At 66.7% G+C, this 16,358-nt stretch carries 15 protein-coding genes, 1 tRNA gene and 3 pseudogenes; 13 read left to right on the top strand and 6 right to left on the bottom strand.

Annotation, left to right across the window (positions count from 1 at the left end):
* Positions 1–87, top strand: a pseudogene (locus ASF22_RS24055) (IS5/IS1182 family transposase); the annotation flags it as partial.
* Positions 88–329: 242 nt separating this feature from the next.
* On the opposite strand, the gene ASF22_RS24050 reads toward ASF22_RS24055, so the two are convergent.
* Together ASF22_RS24050 and ASF22_RS16395 are read right to left on the bottom strand one after the other, a co-directional pair.
* A complete protein-coding gene (locus ASF22_RS24050) occupies positions 330–491 on the bottom strand; it encodes a hypothetical protein (protein WP_156369022.1) in 162 nt (53 codons plus the stop codon).
* Positions 492–499: 8 nt separating this feature from the next.
* Entirely contained in the window at positions 500–1,393 is an 894-nt protein-coding gene (locus tag ASF22_RS16395) for a LysR family transcriptional regulator (protein ID WP_210166661.1), read from the bottom strand.
* Between the two features lie 115 nt (positions 1,394–1,508).
* Here ASF22_RS16395 and ASF22_RS16390 point away from each other — a divergent pair, with 115 nt between their 5' ends.
* Genes ASF22_RS16390 through ASF22_RS16380 form a run of 3 tightly spaced genes read left to right on the top strand, consistent with a single transcriptional unit; the run spans position 1,509 to position 4,094 of the window.
* Positions 1,509–2,504, top strand: a complete 996-nt coding sequence (locus ASF22_RS16390; RefSeq protein ID WP_056266311.1) for a TIGR03571 family LLM class oxidoreductase — start codon at positions 1,509–1,511, stop codon at positions 2,502–2,504.
* Between the two features lie 19 nt (positions 2,505–2,523).
* Positions 2,524–3,639, top strand: coding sequence for an alkene reductase (locus tag ASF22_RS16385; RefSeq protein WP_056266310.1), 1,116 nt, complete (start codon positions 2,524–2,526; stop codon positions 3,637–3,639).
* Positions 3,636–4,094, top strand: coding sequence for a nuclear transport factor 2 family protein (locus ASF22_RS16380; protein WP_244474318.1), 459 nt, complete (start codon positions 3,636–3,638; stop codon positions 4,092–4,094). Before ASF22_RS16385 ends, ASF22_RS16380 begins: the two co-directional genes overlap by 4 nt.
* Positions 4,095–4,929: 835 nt before the next feature.
* Here ASF22_RS16380 and ASF22_RS16375 read toward each other — a convergent pair.
* Positions 4,930–5,525: pseudogene (locus tag ASF22_RS16375) on the bottom strand (integrase core domain-containing protein); the annotation flags it as partial.
* Between the two features lies 1 nt (position 5,526).
* A pseudogene (locus tag ASF22_RS24040) lies at positions 5,527–6,083 on the bottom strand (transposase); the annotation flags it as partial.
* A 27-nt stretch (positions 6,084–6,110) separates the two neighbouring features.
* Between ASF22_RS24040 and ASF22_RS16365 the strand changes: the two are divergent.
* Together ASF22_RS16365 and ASF22_RS24985 are read left to right on the top strand one after the other, a co-directional pair.
* A complete protein-coding gene (locus ASF22_RS16365; protein WP_056266304.1) occupies positions 6,111–6,476 on the top strand; it encodes a hypothetical protein in 366 nt (121 codons plus the stop codon).
* Positions 6,477–7,138: 662 nt separating this feature from the next.
* Positions 7,139–7,939 (top strand): hypothetical protein, encoded by an 801-nt coding sequence (locus ASF22_RS24985; protein ID WP_244474317.1) that lies wholly within the window; start codon positions 7,139–7,141, stop codon positions 7,937–7,939.
* A 2-nt stretch (positions 7,940–7,941) separates the two neighbouring features.
* Here ASF22_RS24985 and ASF22_RS16355 read toward each other — a convergent pair.
* Positions 7,942–8,015, bottom strand: a tRNA-Gly gene (locus tag ASF22_RS16355).
* Between the two features lie 220 nt (positions 8,016–8,235).
* Here ASF22_RS16355 and ASF22_RS16350 point away from each other — a divergent pair.
* Both ASF22_RS16350 and yacG read left to right on the top strand, forming a co-directional pair.
* Positions 8,236–8,904, top strand: a complete 669-nt coding sequence (locus ASF22_RS16350) for a Maf-like protein (protein ID WP_056171066.1) — start codon at positions 8,236–8,238, stop codon at positions 8,902–8,904.
* Entirely contained in the window at positions 8,901–9,110 is a 210-nt protein-coding gene (gene yacG / locus ASF22_RS16345; protein WP_056171063.1) for a DNA gyrase inhibitor YacG, read from the top strand. The genes ASF22_RS16350 and yacG overlap by 4 nt, the downstream gene beginning before the upstream one ends.
* Positions 9,111–9,175: 65 nt before the next feature.
* Here the strand turns inward: yacG and ASF22_RS16340 are convergent, their stop codons facing one another.
* Positions 9,176–10,510: an MFS transporter gene (locus ASF22_RS16340; RefSeq protein WP_056171060.1), complete on the bottom strand. Its 1,335-nt coding sequence runs from the start codon at positions 10,508–10,510 to the stop codon at positions 9,176–9,178.
* Between the two features lie 405 nt (positions 10,511–10,915).
* On the opposite strand from ASF22_RS16340, the gene cyoA reads away from it, so the two are divergent.
* Genes cyoA through ASF22_RS16315 form a run of 5 tightly spaced genes read left to right on the top strand, consistent with a single transcriptional unit; the run spans position 10,916 to position 16,069 of the window.
* Positions 10,916–12,151: a ubiquinol oxidase subunit II gene (cyoA, locus tag ASF22_RS16335; protein WP_082483766.1), complete on the top strand. Its 1,236-nt coding sequence runs from the start codon at positions 10,916–10,918 to the stop codon at positions 12,149–12,151.
* 54 nt (positions 12,152–12,205) lie between these two features.
* Positions 12,206–14,209 carry a cytochrome o ubiquinol oxidase subunit I gene (gene cyoB / locus ASF22_RS16330; RefSeq protein ID WP_056266302.1) on the top strand — a complete coding sequence of 668 codons (2,004 nt, stop codon included), beginning with the start codon at positions 12,206–12,208 and terminating at the stop codon, positions 14,207–14,209.
* Positions 14,210–14,214: 5 nt separating this feature from the next.
* Complete coding sequence (gene cyoC, locus ASF22_RS16325) at positions 14,215–14,862, top strand: cytochrome o ubiquinol oxidase subunit III (RefSeq protein WP_056266298.1); 648 nt, start codon at positions 14,215–14,217, stop codon at positions 14,860–14,862.
* Positions 14,863–15,315, top strand: coding sequence for a cytochrome o ubiquinol oxidase subunit IV (gene cyoD, locus ASF22_RS16320; protein ID WP_082479024.1), 453 nt, complete (start codon positions 14,863–14,865; stop codon positions 15,313–15,315). It abuts the gene before it with no gap.
* Between the two features lie 58 nt (positions 15,316–15,373).
* Entirely contained in the window at positions 15,374–16,069 is a 696-nt protein-coding gene (locus ASF22_RS16315) for an SURF1 family protein (RefSeq protein ID WP_056266317.1), read from the top strand.
* Positions 16,070–16,358 lie beyond the last annotated feature (289 nt).

The following is a 16,358-nucleotide window of genomic DNA, read 5'->3' as shown; positions in this document are numbered from 1 at the left end:
CCGGAAGCGACCCTCGCCTCAGCTCAGGCCTTCCTCTACGCCGCCGCCATCATGATCCTCGTCCGAAGGCTGGGCCGAGCGTCATGACTTATCGGACGGACTCTAAGTGCCTTGCAGCGACCCAATGGTCAGTGGCCAAGCGCGCCATATCACTATCTGATCACGCCATTCGATCGGGCGACCGCTTCCCAAAGGTCGGGCATCCATCTGCCGGACATTTCCGATTGTCGATCGATTCCGAAAACGCGTCCCTCGTCTTTATCGGGGTTCCTTTCCGGGAAAGCGTGGCCAGCACGCCACATTGTGACGTGACCCGAAGCGCCGGGGTCTTACGCCGTCTGAAAACAGCCTGCCCGGATCGCGAAGGCAGGCGTGGGATAATCCGGTGTTCGAAGACGATCACCTGCGATGGCATCGTGCTGGCCGATCAACCAAGCCATCGCCGCATGCCGGATCAGGTCGGACGGGTTGCCGTCGATATCGAGCGGCATGGTTGCCGTCAGGCGTAAAAGGGAGAGGGCCGCATCTGAGCATGCTGTCGAAGCATCGCCACGATCACCCGGATGGCGGGGCGCACGTAGCGGGACCGGGGCCAGACAGCATGGATCGGCATTTCCGCACCGGCGTGATCGTCCAGCACCGTGCGGAGCCCACCGCTCGCGAGGTGTTCGGCCAACAGCCAGGTGGGGAGCTGGCACAGGCCACCGCCGGCGAGCGTCGCTGCCACCATCGCCTCGCCGTCGCTCAGTTCGTGACGCGCGCGCACCGGGACGGATGTGATGGTCCCATCCGCCTGCCGCAGCAACCAAGCTGGGTGCCCGTCCCGCCGCCAGCCGGTAATGCAGTCCCGCGAGGCGAGGTCGGCCGGCATCGATGGCGTACCATGTCCGGCGAGGTAGGAGGGTGACGCGCAGATCACAAGCCGCTGGCGACCGAGCGGGACGGCGACCAGATCGGCGTCGTCCGTCAGCCGTCCGATCCGCACCGCCAGATCGACCCCTTCTTCGACGATGACGGCGGTCCGCTCGCTGAAATTGATCGACAGGTCGAGGCCCGGATGCCGAAGCACCAGTTCCTGCAGGATCGGCAGCACATGGCGTCGCCCGAACGCACCGGGCAAGTCCAGCCGGACACGGCCGACCGGCTCGCTGCGCCCGGTCATCAGCCGCTGTTCGACATCGTCGAGTTCCTCCAGAGCGCGGACGCAGCTTTCGTAATAGACCTCGCCCTCATTGGTCAGCGTGATCCGCCGAGTCGTGCGGTGGAACAATTTGGTGCCGAGGCGGGCCTCCAGCCGCGACACGCTCTTGCCAACCGCCGACCCGGTCAGCCCCAGCGTGGCAGCGGCGGCGGTGAAACTACCGGCCTGCGCCACCCGCACGAACTCGATCAATCCGGCGAGGTCCTGTACGTCCATTGTGGAATGCTAGGACGGAGTGGTCGTCATACGCAACACATTATCGTCCGTGAGCGAGGCTCTAGATAGAGGCGGGACAAGGAGTTATCCGATGCCTGCCGCTTCCCTATCCCGTCACCCCGGCCACCACAGCCTGTTCGCGCCCGGGGCGCTGACGCTCGGCCTCATCATGCCGCTGGAAACCTACCCCGATGCGCCCGCACCGACGATGCGCGGCCATATGGCTGCGGCGATCGCGGCCGATGCGGCGGGCCTTAGCGCGCTGTGGATGCGCGACGTGCCGTTCTACGATCCCGGCTATGGCGATGCGGGTCAGGTGTTCGAGCCGCTGACCTATCTCGCCGCGATCGCATCGGTCACGACGTCGATCGCGTTGGGAACGGCCGGCATCGTCCTGCCGCTGCGCGAGCCCAAGCTGCTCGCCAAGCAGGTGGCGACCGTCGATCGGCTGTCGGCAGGTCGCATGATGTTGGGCCTGTCGTCGGGCGATCGTCCGTCCGAATATCCGCTGTTCGGCATCGATTTCGCCACGCGCGGCGAACGGTTCCGCGACGCATTCGACGTTTATCGGACGGTGATCGGGACCGACTATCCGCACTTTGCCTCGCCGCGCTTCGGACGCGGCGACGGCCAGCTCGATCTAGTGCCCAAGCCGGCATTCGGACCCATCCCGACGATCGCCATCGGCCGCGGCCAGCAGTCGCTGGAGTGGGTGGCGGCCAACATGCAGGGCTTCATCGCGCCGTCGCCGTCGATCGACCGCCTCACGGACTTCGCGGACGACTGGCGCGGTCTGGTCGAACGCGAGGCGGGCGACGGCGTCTTCAAGCCGATCGGCATCGCCGGCTACCTCGACCTCGTCGCCGACCGCGACCAGCCGATGCAGCAGATCCGCGCCGGCTTCCGTACAGGCAGCAAGGCGCTGGCGGAGTTTCTGGGACAGGCGCGCGATGCCGGCATCAACCATGCCGCGCTCAATCCCAAGATCAGCCGTCGCCCGCATGCCGCGCTGATGGACGATCTGGTGCGCGACGTAATGCCGCATTTCCCGAGCCTTCGCCCGCCCGCGCACGCGCTGGCGGCCTGAACCAATCAAGGACCATCCGATGACCATGTTGTTCGAACCCTATGATCTGGGCGACCGGCGACTTGCCAACCGCGTCGTCATGGCGCCGATGACCCGCGCCCGCGCCCCCGATGAGATCCCGGACGCGCAGACGGCGCTTTACTATCGGCAACGCGCCGGGGCCGGCCTGATCGTCACCGAAGGGCTGCCGGTGTCGGAGGAGGCACGCGGCTATCTCTACGTGCCGGGCCTCTTCAACGACGCGCAAAAGGCCGGATGGGCCCATGTCACCGATGCGGTGCACGCCGAGGGCGGGCGCATCTTCGCACAACTGTGGCACGTCGGTCGCGTCTCGCATGTTTCGCTGCAACCGGGTGGCGCAGCACCGGTCGGCCCGACCGGACAGGCGGCGGTTGGCGTCACCGCCTTCACGATCGGCGAGGACGGGAAGCCCGGCCCGGTGCCGGTCAGCACGCCACGGGCGCTGTCGACCGACGACGTGGCGCGGGTCACGGCGGATTTCGTGCGTGCCGCCCGCCGTGCGATCGATGCCGGCTTCGACGGCGTCGAGCTTCACGGGGCCAACGGCTATCTGTTCGAGCAATTCATCAACGGAGCGCTGAACGACCGTGACGACCGCTATGGCGGGTCGGTTGAGAACCGGCTGCGCTTCCTGATGGAAACGATCGACGCGGTGGCGGCGGAGATCGGGATGGAACGGGTCGGCGTCCGCATCTCGCCGTTCGGCCGGCTCTACGACATGCGGCCCTTTGCCGATGAAGCGGAGACATGGGTGCAAGCGGCGGCAGCCTTCGAGTCGCGGCGGCTCGCCTACGTCCATCTGAGCGATCAGTTGACGATCGGTGCCGAGAAGATGCCGGAGACGTTCTCCGCCGACTTCTGCCGCACCTATCGCGGTACGCTGATCGCGGCGGGCGGTTTCGATCGACACTCCGGCGAAGCGGCGTTGAAGGCCGGCAAGCTCGACCTGATCGCGGTCGGTCGCGGCTTCATCGCCAACCCCGATCTCGTCGAACGCTGGCGAGAAGGCCACCCGATGGCAGAGGCCGATCGCACCACGTTCTACGGCACGTCGGGTGCGCGGGGCTATACCGATTATCCGGCCTGGTCCCCAGCCATGGAGGCGGCGGCATGAGCATGATCAATCCCCGCATCGCCGCGCTGCTGGAGGTGGAGGAGATCCGCCAGCTTCGACTGCGCTATTCCGCCAGTCTCGACAGCGGCGACATCGACGGTCTCGATCAGGTGTTCGCCCCCGATGCCACGGTGACGGTCACGGTCGGCACGATGACGGGGCTGCCCGCGATCAAGGCGGGGCTGGCCGATGCCTTTCGCCAGTTCGACCGTGACGGGCGGGGCCGCTACCCCTTCATGCACGCGATCACCAATCATCAGGTCACGCTGACCGGACCCGACACGGCGGAGGGACGCTGCTATCTGATCGATTTCGAAACCGCGTCGAAGCCGGATCCGAATCCGCTGCTGCTGCTCGGCCTCTATGCCGACCATTACGCCCGGATCGACGGTGCGTGGCGGATCATCGGGACGGCGCTGGAGGTCGTCTGGCCGGCAGCGGAGGGCACACGCTGACCGGATTATCAGCATGGATGCCGGCCAACCGACGTCTTGCACCATACATCTAAAACGATGATCCCGTATCGATGACCGCCAACGAAAGGCGGCTACTATTTCTTGAAACTCGATCGTTCTCGGGAAATACGGCGACGCAAGGGACCGCAGCCATCGCGACCTGCCTCCTGGAAAGCCGCCCTTTCGGAGTCCACCAGACCCGGCCATTCAGAAATGGCCTAGCTCTGGAAGTCGCACAGTGCGGTATTAGAGGGCTATAGCGTAGATATAGTGCTCATCATCGTCGGGCGCGGCCTGCCAATATTCTGGCTGGAAAACAACTCAGGGCATCTGTTTCCAAATTACCTAAGTTGTTTCATATCTGATTAAATATCAGATTAGCATGTGAGTGGTTGAGGTGTAGCCATTGAGGACGGTTCAACGATGACGCTTGTTGCCAGTCTCTGCCCCTCCATAACAGAGTCGACGAATTTTTTAATGGGAGGATTGGGCGCGCTGGGATTATCGACGGCGAAAATCTGACTTATCGCCGTTGCCAACTCGACGGCATCCGCTGAGTCGATGTCGGTGATCCGCCGGTTGATAGGATCGCCTTTGCCGTACTTGAAGACAATGCTGTCCCCGCAGCGGGACACATGGATTTTCTTGCTGTGCTGGCCTTCCCCCTGAAAAGTGGTCCTTCCTGAGGTACGGCTTTGAGCCATGTTGGAGTTGACCCCGTTTGTGGTCCACGGCCTATGCAAGGTCTCGGGCTGTGACAGCTTGGTTGGCGAAGGCTCGGGGCGTCAAGCCGCCCAGGGCCGTGTGGGGGCGATCGTCGTTGTNGGTCCACGGCCTATGCAAGGTCTCGGGCTGTGACAGCTTGGTTGGCGAAGGCTCGGGGCGTCAAGCCGCCCAGGGCCGTGTGGGGGCGATCGTCGTTGTCGTGGCACCTCCAGTCCTCGATGCGGTCGCGGGCATCAGCCAGCGACAGGAACCACGAGGCGTTCAGGCATTCCGCCCGTAGGCGGCCGTTGAACGACTCGACGTAGGCGTTGTCGGTCGGCTTGCCCGGTCGGGAGAAGTCGATCTCGACCCCGTTCAGGTAGGCCCACTGGTCGAGCATGCGACCGGCGAACTCCGGCCCATTGTCGACCCGCAAGCTCTTGGGCCGTCCCGTTGGCTCTCGGTGTGAGCGAGAGCGCCTCTCGCGTGTGGCAATCGACGACCGTCAGGATCCGGAACGGACGCCCGTCGAACAGGCGGTCGGACATGAAGTCCATSGCCCAGACCTCGTTGGGTCCACCGATCGCCGGTCGTCCCTGGCGATACCGCCAAGCCCGCTTGCGCTTKGGCAGCTTGGACCGGATCGACAGCCCTTCGTCGCGGGTTGTTCCGGTAGGTGCGCTTATGGTTCACCTCCCAGCCCTCCCGTCGCAACAGGATGTGCAGNGGCAGCTTGGACCGGATCGACAGCCCTTCGTCGCGGGTTGTTCCGGTAGGTGCGCTTATGGTTCACCTCCCAGCCCTCCCGTCGCAACAGGATGTGCAGCCGCCGATAGCCGTAGCGCACCCGCGCCGCGGCCATTTCTTTCAACCGCATCCGCAGCGCGACCTGAGGGTCCGAGCRCTTCCTGTAGCGCTGGGACGAACGGCCGAAGCCGGTGGCCWGRCARGCCCGACGCTCRCTGATGTCGTAGGCCACCTGTAGATGACCCGCGACCTCACGGCGAACGGCGGGCCTCACCACTGATCCTTGAGCACGTCCTGCAGCATCGAGCGGTCCAGCGTCAGATCGGCGACCAGCCGCTTSAGCTTACCATTCTCGTCCTCCAGCTGCTCGAGCCGTCGGATCTCCGGCACGCCCATGCCGACGAACTGCTTCTTCCAGCGATAAAACGTCGGCTCGGATACGCCCATCTTCCGGCAGACCTCGTCCACCGTCGCRCCGTTCTCCGCCTGCCGCAGGGCGAAGGCGATCTGTTCATTCGTGAAGCGCTTGCGAGGCATGGCATCCACCCTCCTTCAGGGTTCAGGATGCCCGAAAAACTTGCGCTGAGCGCGGACCAGTATGCTGGGTCAGGGTCAATCGTTGAGCTGCCTGGCTACGAGGACGACTACGCCGACATGGTCGAGCCGGCCTACATCCTCTTCGAGGACGGCCGCGGCGAGTTCGCCTTCGGGTGTGTCACCGGAGCTTTTGCTGGCGGAGCCACCCGCGGGAGCGATCGCGCCGCCATCGTGTTCGACGGGATTGGCGATGACGAGATGGATGCGGTCTGCGGCTCGGGATTAGCCGAGGTCCAGGCCGACGGCTCGCTTCGCGGCAAAATCCGCGTCCACTGCGGCGACGAAATCCGCTTCATTGCCCGCCGCTGGCTGACTTCTTCAACACCCTGCTAGGCGCTGGCGGAGTGGGCGGCCAAGGCGATCGTCCTGGAGCGCCACGGCTTGCCGAAGATCGATCCCGTCATGGGCGGCCGCTTCTGGCTGGCTGTCTAGGCCTTCTGGAATCGGCGCTACGGTCTCTCCCGTTTCGAGGCGTCCGGCCTCGACGGAACCGAGAACCTCGATGCCCTCTGACTTCACAGCGCCCGGCCTCAAGCGCCGGAAGCGCAAGACTGGGCCGGATGTCGCCTATTGGGTGGCCCGTGCGGATCTCGTGAAGGCCGGCTATCGGCCCGAGACCGTGCGCTTGCCCTACGCCGTCGACGACCCGGCGCAGCGGGATCTGCTCGCGGCCGCCTGCATGAAGCTCCAGGCCGAGATGCTGGAATGGTCGTCCGGCCAGGGGCGCGAGACACAGCGCTTCGACGGAACGATCCTCGGCTTGTCACGCCGATACCAGACCGACGAGGCCAGCCCGTTCCAACGGCTCAAGCACACGACCCGGCACAAGGACACCTACACCCTCGTCATCATCGAGAAGGCGTTCGGTGCCCGCGCGCTCGCCGCGCTCAAGATCGGCGATTTCTACCGCTGGTACGGGGCGGCTAAGAAGCCGAAGGCCCCGGGCGGCCCTGAGCGGGTGCGGCGCCTACGGCATCATCAAGAAGCTGAGGGAGTTGTTCGCCTTCGGCATCATGGCCGAACTGCCGGAGTGCCGGCGGCTCTACGAGGTGCTGGAGCATGCCCGGTTCGCCCAGCCGGCGCGCCGCCGGATCGCGATGGAACTCGTGCACGTCGAGGCCTTCGTTGCCGGCGCCCTGGCGCGCGGCCGCCTGTCCCTGGCGCTCGGGACGGCCATTCAATTCGAGACGGCGATGCGCCAGAAAGATGTCATCGGCGAGTGGACGCCGATCGCCGCCGGCGAGCCGGTGACCGGCATCGTCCTGAACAGCCGGCGCTGGGCCAACGGCCTCACGTGGTCCGACCTCGCGGCCGACCTGGTGGTGCGCAAGGCGACCACGAAGACGGGGGCCTTCGCCGCGCATGACCTGAAGCTCTGCGCGATCGTCCTGGCGCTCCTCGAGCGCGTGCCAGCCGACCGCCGCACCGGACCGCTGATCATCGACGAGACCGCCGGCCGGCCCTACGCCGAGTCGGCCTACGGGCGGGAATGGCGCATCGTCGCCCGGGCTGCCGGTGTGCCGGATGCCGTGTGGAACATGGACGCGCGCGCCGGCGCCATCACCGAGGCCGAGGATGCCGGTGCGGATCTCGACCATATTCGGTCGGCCGCCGCCCATGCGCAGGGCTCGACGACGCTGCGCTACTCGCGCGGCGCCATCGGAAAATCCCGCGCGGTCGCCGAATTACGGGCGGCGCACCGGGCGGTCAGGAACAGCCCTGAACCGGCATGGGGAACGCGGGGACCGCGCGATCAGCGGCATAACGTTAGAAAGGCCGATGCTTCAACGGGATAGGTTGGAGCGGGCGGCGGGAATCGAACCCGCATATTCAGCTTGGGAAGCTGACGTTCTACCACTGAACTACGCCCGCGAGCCGCGGCGTGGGGCCTGCGGTGCGGCGTTTGGGGCCGCGGGAGGGACCATACCAGACACGGTCGCGTTGTCCACGGCCTTGATGGGGGCTGCGTGCATTCCCATACGGGCCGGATTCCGATAGCGTCGCGCGTCTTGCCGGGCGGTGTCGCTCCGGGCCGGCGAGGGTTCCCGTAAGTCCTTTGTCTGGATCACTTTTTTCGCATGACGGTTCGCACGTGACGACAGCTGATGCCTCCGGGTCACCCGCGCCATCGGGCGGCGCCCGACTCGTCCTCGCCTCCGCTTCGCCGCGGCGGCTCGCCCTGTTGCAGCAGGCCGGGATCGAGCCCGACGCGCTCCTGCCGGCGGATGTCGACGAGACGCCGCGCAAGTCCGAGACCCCGCGCGAGCTCGCCCGGCGCCTGGCGCGCGACAAGCTCGACGTCGCGGGCGACGCGGCGCGGCGGCGTGACGACATGCGCCAAGCCTTTGTGATTGCTGCCGATACCGTGGTGGCGGTGGGGCGCCGCGTCCTGCCGAAGGCCGAGGTGGCGGACGAGGCCGCCGATTGCCTGCGCCTGCTCTCGGGGCGCCAGCACCGGGTCTACACGGCGGTGTGCCTCCTGTCGCCGAAGGGCACCCGGCGCGAACGCGTGGTCGAGACCCGGGTGCGGTTCAAGCGGCTGTCGAGTCGCGAGATCGAGGCCTACGTCGCCTCGGAGGAATGGCGCGGCAAAGCCGGCGGTTACGCCATCCAGGGGCTGGCCGGCGCCTTCGTGGTCAAGCTCGTCGGCTCGCACAGCGCGGTGATCGGCCTGCCGCTCTACGAGACCCTAAGTCTCTTGGAAGGCGAGGGTTTTCCCGTTCGGGGAGCGTGGGGACAAGCACCGGGGAGCAGCTTGTGACCGGACCGATTCCCTGGCCGACGGCGCCCGAAGAGGCGTGCCCGATCTGCCGCAAGCCGGCCAAGCCGGAGTTCCGTCCGTTCTGCTCGACCCGCTGCGCCGACGTCGACCTCGGCCGCTGGCTGACGGATCGTTATGCGATCCCCACCGCCGAGGACGAGGACGAGGATGCCGCGCCGCAAGCCGGGCGCGACCGTTCCGAGTAGGGCGGCGCGCCGTTCCACCGACGGCAGGATGCGCCGTTCCACGTATCCGTGGAACGGCGAGTCGCTCAGGCCGTCGCGGTGGTGCGCCGGTTGTAGCCGAGGGCCGCGAGGGTCGCGACGGCGCCGGACAGCAGGTAGACGCCGACCCAGGCGAGACCGAACTCGCTCGACAGGCTGAGGGCGACCAGCGGCGCGAAACCGGCGCCGATGAGCCAGGCCAGATCCGAGGTGAGCGCCGCGCCGGTGTAGCGGTAGCGGGTGCCGAGGTTGCTCGTGACCGAGCCCGAGGTCTGGCCGTACGAGAGACCGAGCAGACCGAAGCCAACCAGCACGTAGATGGTCTGGCCGACCTCGCTGTCGCCGACGAGCAGTGGGGCCACGATGCTGCCGAGGGCGAACAGCAGGATCAAGCCGGCCGCGATGGCCACCAGGGTCCGGCGTCCGATCTGGTCAGCGACGATGCCCGAGATCACGATGGCGCCGGCACCGACGACCGCCCCGGCGAACTGCACCATGAGGAACTCGCCCACCGAGCGCTGGGTGAACAGGTTGATCCACGAGATCGGGAACACCGTCACGAGGTGGAACAGCGCGAAGCTCGCCAGGGGCACGAAGGCGCCGACGAGGATGTCGCGGCCATGCACCCGCACGGTCTCGAGCACCGGCGTCGGCTCGAGTTCGCGCATCTCGATGAGGCGGACGAATTCCTCCGTCGCCACGAGGCGCAGGCGGGCGAACAAAGCCACCACGTTGATGGTGAAGGCGACGAAGAACGGGTAGCGCCAGCCGAAATCGAGGAAGTCGGCTTCCGACAGGTTGGCGAGGAAGAACGCGAACAGGGCCGAGGCCAGCATGAAGCCGATGGGCGCGCCGAGCTGCGGCATCATCGCGTACCAGCCGCGCTTTCCCTCGGGGGCGTTGAGGGCGAGCAGCGAGGCGAGGCCGTCCCAGGCGCCGCCGAGCGCCAGGCCCTGGCCGAACCGGAAGGCCGCGAGCAGCCAGATCGTGGTGGCGCCCAGCGTCGCGTAGTTCGGCAGGAAGGCGATGGCCGCCGTGGAGCCGCCGAGCAGGAACAGCGCGATGGTGAGCTTCACCCCGCGCCCGTGCCGCCGGTCGATCTCCGTGAAGATCGCCGAGCCGATGGGCCGGGCGACGAAGGCGAGGGCGAACAGCGCGAAGGAATACAGCGTGCCGGCGAGCGGCGTCGCGAAGGGGAAGAACACCTTCGGGAAGATGAGCACCGAGGCGATGCCATAGACGAAGAAGTCGAAATACTCGGCGGCGCGGCCGATCACCACGCCGATGGCGATCTCGCCCGGGGCGACCGTATGGTCCGAGAGGGCCTCGTGGGCGTGGCGCTCCGCCTCCGACGAGGACGGCACTGCGTAATCTGCGCTCATCGGGAAACGTCTGCTCGCTGGCTTGATGGATGGGGGGCGATGCGTCCGCCTGGGCGCGGCCCCTTCGTCTCGATCCTGACCTAGTCTCGGTCCTGATTAGGGCCTGCCGCCACCACCCGTCAAAGCGAAAGCCGCTCCGGCCCGGAAACGGCGCTGCCCTGTCGCAGCCGCGGCGCCGCGGCCGGGACGGGGACACGATGCCACCGGGGCGGGAGAATGTCCCTGAGGCGGTAAGGGACATTGCCTCGGGGGAAAGGGTTTGGCTATGCTCCCAGTGCCTACCTGAGAGCATACCTTTCCCCTTGTCAGGCCGGTCTGTTGCATCGCACTAGGCGCCACGTTCGACGTGACGCCGATCCGCGGCACGGCACGGGCGGCATCATCGAGTCCGCGTCAGCCGATCCCATGACCGTCAGAATTCTGAGACCGCTCCTCCTCCTGCCCGTGTTCGGCCTGCTGTCGGGCTGCAACATGGTGCTGATGCAGCCGTCGGGCGACATCGCCATGCGGCAGCGCGACCTCATCCTCGCCTCCACGGGGCTGATGCTGCTGATCATCATTCCGGTGATCGCCGCGACCCTGTTCTTCGCCTGGCGCTACCGCGCGTCGAACAAGGCGGCGACCTACGATCCCGATTGGCACCACTCGACCCACCTCGAGGTGCTGATCTGGTCGGCGCCCCTGGTGATCGTCATCGCGCTCGGCGCGCTCACCTGGATCAGCACCCACACCCTCGATCCCTACCGGCCGCTGAGCCGCCTGGACGCGTCGCGGCCCCTGCCGAAGGACGTGAAGCCCCTGGTGGTCGAGGTCGTCGCACTCGATTGGAAGTGGCTGTTCTTCTACCCAGATCAGGGCATCGCCACCGTCAACGAGATCGCCGCCCCCGTCGATGTGCCCATCACGTTCAAGATCACGGCCGCCACGGTGATGAACTCGTTCTTCATCCCCGCGCTGGCCGGGCAGATCTACGCCATGCCCGGCATGGAGACGAAGCTGCACGCCGTGATCAACAAGCCCGGCACCTTCGAGGGCATGTCGGCGAACTACAGCGGCTCGGGCTTCTCCCGCATGAACTTCCGCTTCGTCGGCCTCGATCAGGCCGGCTTCGACGCCTGGGTCGCCAAGGCGAAGGCGGCCGACAAGCCGCTCAGCCGCGACGCCTACCTCGAACTCGAGCGGCCGAGCGAGCGCGAGCCAGTGACGTTCTACTCCTCCGTCGATCCCGGCCTCTACGGGCGGGTGCTCAACATGTGTGCCGTGCCCGGCAAGATGTGCATGCACGAGATGATGGCCATCGACGCCAAGGGCGGCGCTGGCAAAGACAGCCACGCCAACCGGGCGCGCCTGGAATACGACAATCGCTACGCCGAGCGCGGCGACGAGGGCAACGCCGCCACCGTCGGCGGTTCGGGGCGGTCGTCGCACAGCCCCGAGCAGCCGCAGGGCATGAAGCCGAAATCCACGGCGCCCGAGGTGAAGCCGCATTCGGGATCGGACCATTCCGGCCACGATCATTCCGGTCACGCCACCGGCGCGGGAGATGCCGCTCCGGCCGGGGACGGATCCAAGGGTGACGGAACGAAGAGCGACGGACCCGGCGGCACCGATCCCGTCGCCCCCGGTCAGCTCAACAAATAACGCGGACGCCTCCGCCCGCGGCCCCATTCGGCACTCCTCTCACGAGACAGGCCCATGTTCTCCAATCCGGATCTTCAGAAGCTCCTGTTCGGGCGGCTGACCCTCGACGCCGTTCCGCTGCATGAGCCGATCCTCCTCGTCACCTTCGCGATGGTCGGCCTCGGCGGCCTCGTGGTCCTCGGCGGCCTCACCTATTTCCGCCTCTGGGGGCCCCTGTGGCGCGACTGGTTCACGAGCGTCGATCACAAGAAGATCGGCATCATGTACATCGTGCTGGCCCTGGTCATGCTCCTGCGCGGCTTTGCCGACGCCCTGATGATGCGGGCCCAGCAGGCCATGGCCTTCGGCGCCAACGAGGGCTACCTGCCGCCGCACCACTACGACCAGATCTTCACGGCCCACGGCGTGATCATGATCTTCTTCGTGGCGATGCCCTTGGTGACGGGCCTGATGAACTACGTCGTGCCCCTGCAGATCGGCGCCCGCGACGTGGCCTTCCCGTTCCTCAACAACTTCAGCTTCTGGATGACCGTCAGCGGCGCCCTCACGGTGATGGCCTCGCTGTTCGTCGGCGAATTCGCCCGCACAGGCTGGCTCGCCTATCCGCCCCTGTCGGGACCGGCCATGAGCCCCGGGGTCGGCGTCGACTATTATATCTGGGCGCTGCAGATCGCCGGGATCGGGACGCTGCTCTCGGGCATCAACCTCATCGCCACCATCGTGAAGATGCGGGCCCCCGGCATGAGCATGATGCGGATGCCGATCTTCACCTGGACGTCCCTCTGCACCAACATCCTCATCGTGGCCGCCTTCCCGGTCCTCACCGCCGTTCTGTCGATGCTGTCCCTCGATCGCTACGTGGGCACGCACTTCTTCTCGAACGATCTCGGCGGCAACCCGATGATGTACGTGAACCTCGTGTGGATCTGGGGTCACCCGGAGGTCTACATCCTCATCCTGCCGGCCTTCGGCGTATTCTCCGAGATCGTCGCGACGTTCTCGCGCAAGCGCCTCTTCGGCTACGCCTCGATGGTCTACGCCACGGTGGTGATCACGATCCTGTCCTACCTCGTGTGGCTGCACCACTTCTTCACCATGGGGTCGGGCGCCAGCGTGAACTCCTTCTTCGGCATCACGACGATGATCATCTCGATCCCGACGGGGGCCAAGATCTTCAACTGGCTGTTCACCATGTACAGGGGCCGCATCGACTTCGACGTGCCGATGCTCTGGACCGTCGGCTTCATGGTGACCTTCACCGTCGGCGGCATGACCGGCGTGCTCCTCGCCGTGCCCCCGGCCGACTTCGTGCTGCACAACTCGCTGTTCCTCGTCGCGCACTTCCACAACGTCATCATCGGCGGCGTGCTGTTCGGCATGCTCGCGGGCATCACCTACTGGTTCCCGAAGGCCTTCGGCTACAAGCTCGATCCGTTCTGGGGCAAGACCTCGTTCTGGTTCTGGCTCACGGGCTTCTGGTTCGCCTTCATGCCGCTCTACATCCTCGGGCTCATGGGTGTGACGCGCCGGGTGCAGCACTTCGACGACCCGTCGCTCCAGATCTGGTTCGTCATCGCGGCCTTCGGGGCGTTCCTCATCCTGCTCGGCATCGCCTCGTTCATCGTCACCCTGGTGGTCAGTTTCCTGAGGCGCGAGAAACTGCGCGACCTGACCGGCGATCCGTGGAACGGCCGTACCCTCGAATGGGCGACCTCCTCGCCGCCGCCGGACTACAACTTCGCCTTCACGCCCGTGGTCCACGACCATGACGCGTGGTGGGACATGAAGAAGCGCGGCTACGTCCGGCCGGTGAGCGGCTTCAACAAGATCCACATGCCGCGCAGCACTGCGGCCGGCATCATCCTCGGGATGCTCAGCATCGTCTTCTCGTTCGCGATGATCTGGTACATCTGGTGGCTGGCGGCGCTCAGCTTCGTGGCGCTGGCGGTGGTCACCATCGGCCACACCTTCAACTACGCCCGCGACTTCTACATTCCCGTCGACGAGGTCGTGCGGACGGAGAATGCGCGCACGGCACTCCTGGCGGAACGGGTCTGAGAACCATGGCGGCGCATTCCACGGCGGCCTTCACCGCCGACGATTTCAAGGGACCGGGGGACACCCCGGTCTTCCACGACGCGCAGGGCAAGCATCATCCCGAAGGGGGAACGATGCTGGGCTTCTGGCTCTACCTGATGAGCGATTGCCTCATCTTCGCGGCCCTGTTCGCCGTCTACGCCGTGCTCGGGCGCAACTACGCGGCCGGTCCTTCGCCGAAGGACCTGTTCGACCTCAAGCTCGTGGCGCTCAACACCTCGATGCTGCTGTTCTCCTCCATCACCTACGGCTTCGCCATGCTGGAGATGGAGAAGGAGAAACAGGGCCGCATGCTGCTGTGGCTCGGCGTCACCGGCCTGTTCGGCCTGTGCTTCATCGGCCTCGAACTCTACGAGTTCCACCACCTCATCCACGAGGAAGCGACGCCCCAGCGCAGCGCGTTCCTGTCGGCGTTCTTCACCCTGGTCGGCACCCACGGCCTGCACGTCAGCCTCGGCATCGTCTGGCTCGTGATCCTCATGATCCAGGTCCAGATGCGCGGGCTCGGGGACGAGAACAAGCGCCGGCTGATGTGCCTGTCGATGTTCTGGCACTTCCTCGACGTGGTCTGGATCGGCGTGTTCACCTTCGTCTACCTCATGGGAGTCCTCTAGATGAGCGTCGCATCGGAGGACCTGCACACGCGGGGCAGTGGGCGCGACGTCCACGAGGAGCCCGGCGGCCACGGCACGTTCCGGGACTACATGACCGGCTTCCTGGCCTCGGTCGTGCTCACCGCGATCCCGTTCTGGCTGGTGATGAGCGACGTCCTCGGCAACCCGAGGCTCACCGGCATCGTCGTCATGGGCTTCGCCGTGGTGCAGATCGTGGTCCACATGGTCTACTTCCTGCACATGAACACGAAGTCCGAGGGTGGGTGGACCATCCTCGCCCTGATCTTCACCCTGACCCTGGTGCTGATCACCCTCGTGGGCTCCGTGTGGGTGATGTACCACCTCGACACCAACATGATGCCGGCCGACCACGGCATGCACATGCCGGCCCCCCAATCGGTGCCGACCGAACCGGGGGTCGCGGCGCCGGCACCGCATCAGCACCAGCATTGATCGTCGGCGCGGGCCGCCCGTGACCGCCCCCGCCCCACAGGCCCGCCCGCGCGCGGGCCTGTGGCTGTTCGGGCTCCTCGCCTGCTTCGTCGCCGCGGGCCTCGCCGGCCTCGGAACCTGGCAGCTCCAGCGCCGGGCCTGGAAGCACGACCTCGTCGCCCGGGTCGACGCGCGCCTGCAGGCGGCGCCGGTGCCGGCCCCCACCGACTGTGCCCCGGCCTGCGAGCCCTACACCCGCGTGTTCGCTTCGGGCCTGTTCGCCCATGACCGCGAGACCCTGGTCCAGGCCGTGACCGAGGCCGGGGCCGGGTTCTGGGTGCTGACCCCCCTGATGGGGGAGGGGGGGACGATCCTGATCAATCGCGGCTTCGTGCCGAGGGACCGCCGCGACCCCACCACCCGCGCGGCGGGCCAGGTCGCCGGTCCCGTGCGGGTCACCGGCCTGCTGCGTCTGTCGGAGCCCGGCGGCGCCTTCCTGCGCGCCAACGATCCGGCGGCCGGGCGCTGGTACTCGCGCGATGTCGCCGCCATCGCCGCCGATTGCGGATTGTCGCGGGTCGCGCCGTACTTCGTCGACGCCGATGCGACACCCAATCCCGGAGGCCTGCCGCAGGGGGGCCTGACGGTCGTCGCGTTCCCGGACAACCACCTCGTCTACGCCCTGACCTGGTTCGCCCTGGCCGCCATGGTGCTGGGCGCCGCCGCCTACGTGCTTCGCGATGCAAGGCGCCGCGCAGGCGCCCGATCCGCCTGATCCCGCGAGAGGGGAGGGGGCTCCGCTCGACCGAACCGGCTGGGAACGGCCCCGAGGCAGGGCACGGCGGGGGAGGGGAGGGGCACGGCTCACCGGTTCGAATGGCACATCTCGCGGGAAATCCCGTTTGCGTGGCACAGGCGGGCCTTGAGCGGCTTCTGCCGAACCGGATGCAGGTTTTTTCGCAAATCCGTCATTTGGCCGTTGACGGTTGGGCTATGGGCCCGTAGAAGCCTGTTCATCGGCGGCGGCCAGCGGGACTTTGGTCTTGGCGGCGGCGCTGGTTATC

Origin of the sequence: Methylobacterium sp. Leaf87, from assembly GCF_001422775.1 — a bacterium.
In the GTDB taxonomy this organism is placed as follows: domain Bacteria; phylum Pseudomonadota; class Alphaproteobacteria; order Rhizobiales; family Beijerinckiaceae; genus Methylobacterium.
The sequence above is the reverse complement of the archived record's forward strand: the minus strand, read 5'-3'. Positions and strand labels throughout refer to the sequence as shown.

What these genes read in the sequence shown, in the direction of transcription:
- ASF22_RS16380 (WP_244474318.1), top strand. Translation starts at nt 3,636, where the DNA reads ATGAGCATGATCAATCCCCGCATCGCCGCGCTGCTGGAGGTGGAGGAG.
- cyoB (WP_056266302.1), top strand. Translation starts at nt 12,206, where the DNA reads ATGTTCTCCAATCCGGATCTTCAGAAGCTCCTGTTCGGGCGGCTGACC.
- cyoC (WP_056266298.1), top strand. Translation starts at nt 14,215, where the DNA reads ATGGCGGCGCATTCCACGGCGGCCTTCACCGCCGACGATTTCAAGGGA.
- ASF22_RS16365 (WP_056266304.1), top strand. Translation starts at nt 6,111, where the DNA reads ATGCCCGAAAAACTTGCGCTGAGCGCGGACCAGTATGCTGGGTCAGGG.
- ASF22_RS16390 (WP_056266311.1), top strand. Translation starts at nt 1,509, where the DNA reads ATGCCTGCCGCTTCCCTATCCCGTCACCCCGGCCACCACAGCCTGTTC.
- ASF22_RS24050 (WP_156369022.1), bottom strand. Translation starts at nt 491, where the DNA reads ATGCCGCTCGATATCGACGGCAACCCGTCCGACCTGATCCGGCATGCG.
- ASF22_RS16385 (WP_056266310.1), top strand. Translation starts at nt 2,524, where the DNA reads ATGACCATGTTGTTCGAACCCTATGATCTGGGCGACCGGCGACTTGCC.
- cyoD (WP_082479024.1), top strand. Translation starts at nt 14,863, where the DNA reads ATGAGCGTCGCATCGGAGGACCTGCACACGCGGGGCAGTGGGCGCGAC.
- ASF22_RS16340 (WP_056171060.1), bottom strand. Translation starts at nt 10,510, where the DNA reads ATGAGCGCAGATTACGCAGTGCCGTCCTCGTCGGAGGCGGAGCGCCAC.
- cyoA (WP_082483766.1), top strand. Translation starts at nt 10,916, where the DNA reads ATGACCGTCAGAATTCTGAGACCGCTCCTCCTCCTGCCCGTGTTCGGC.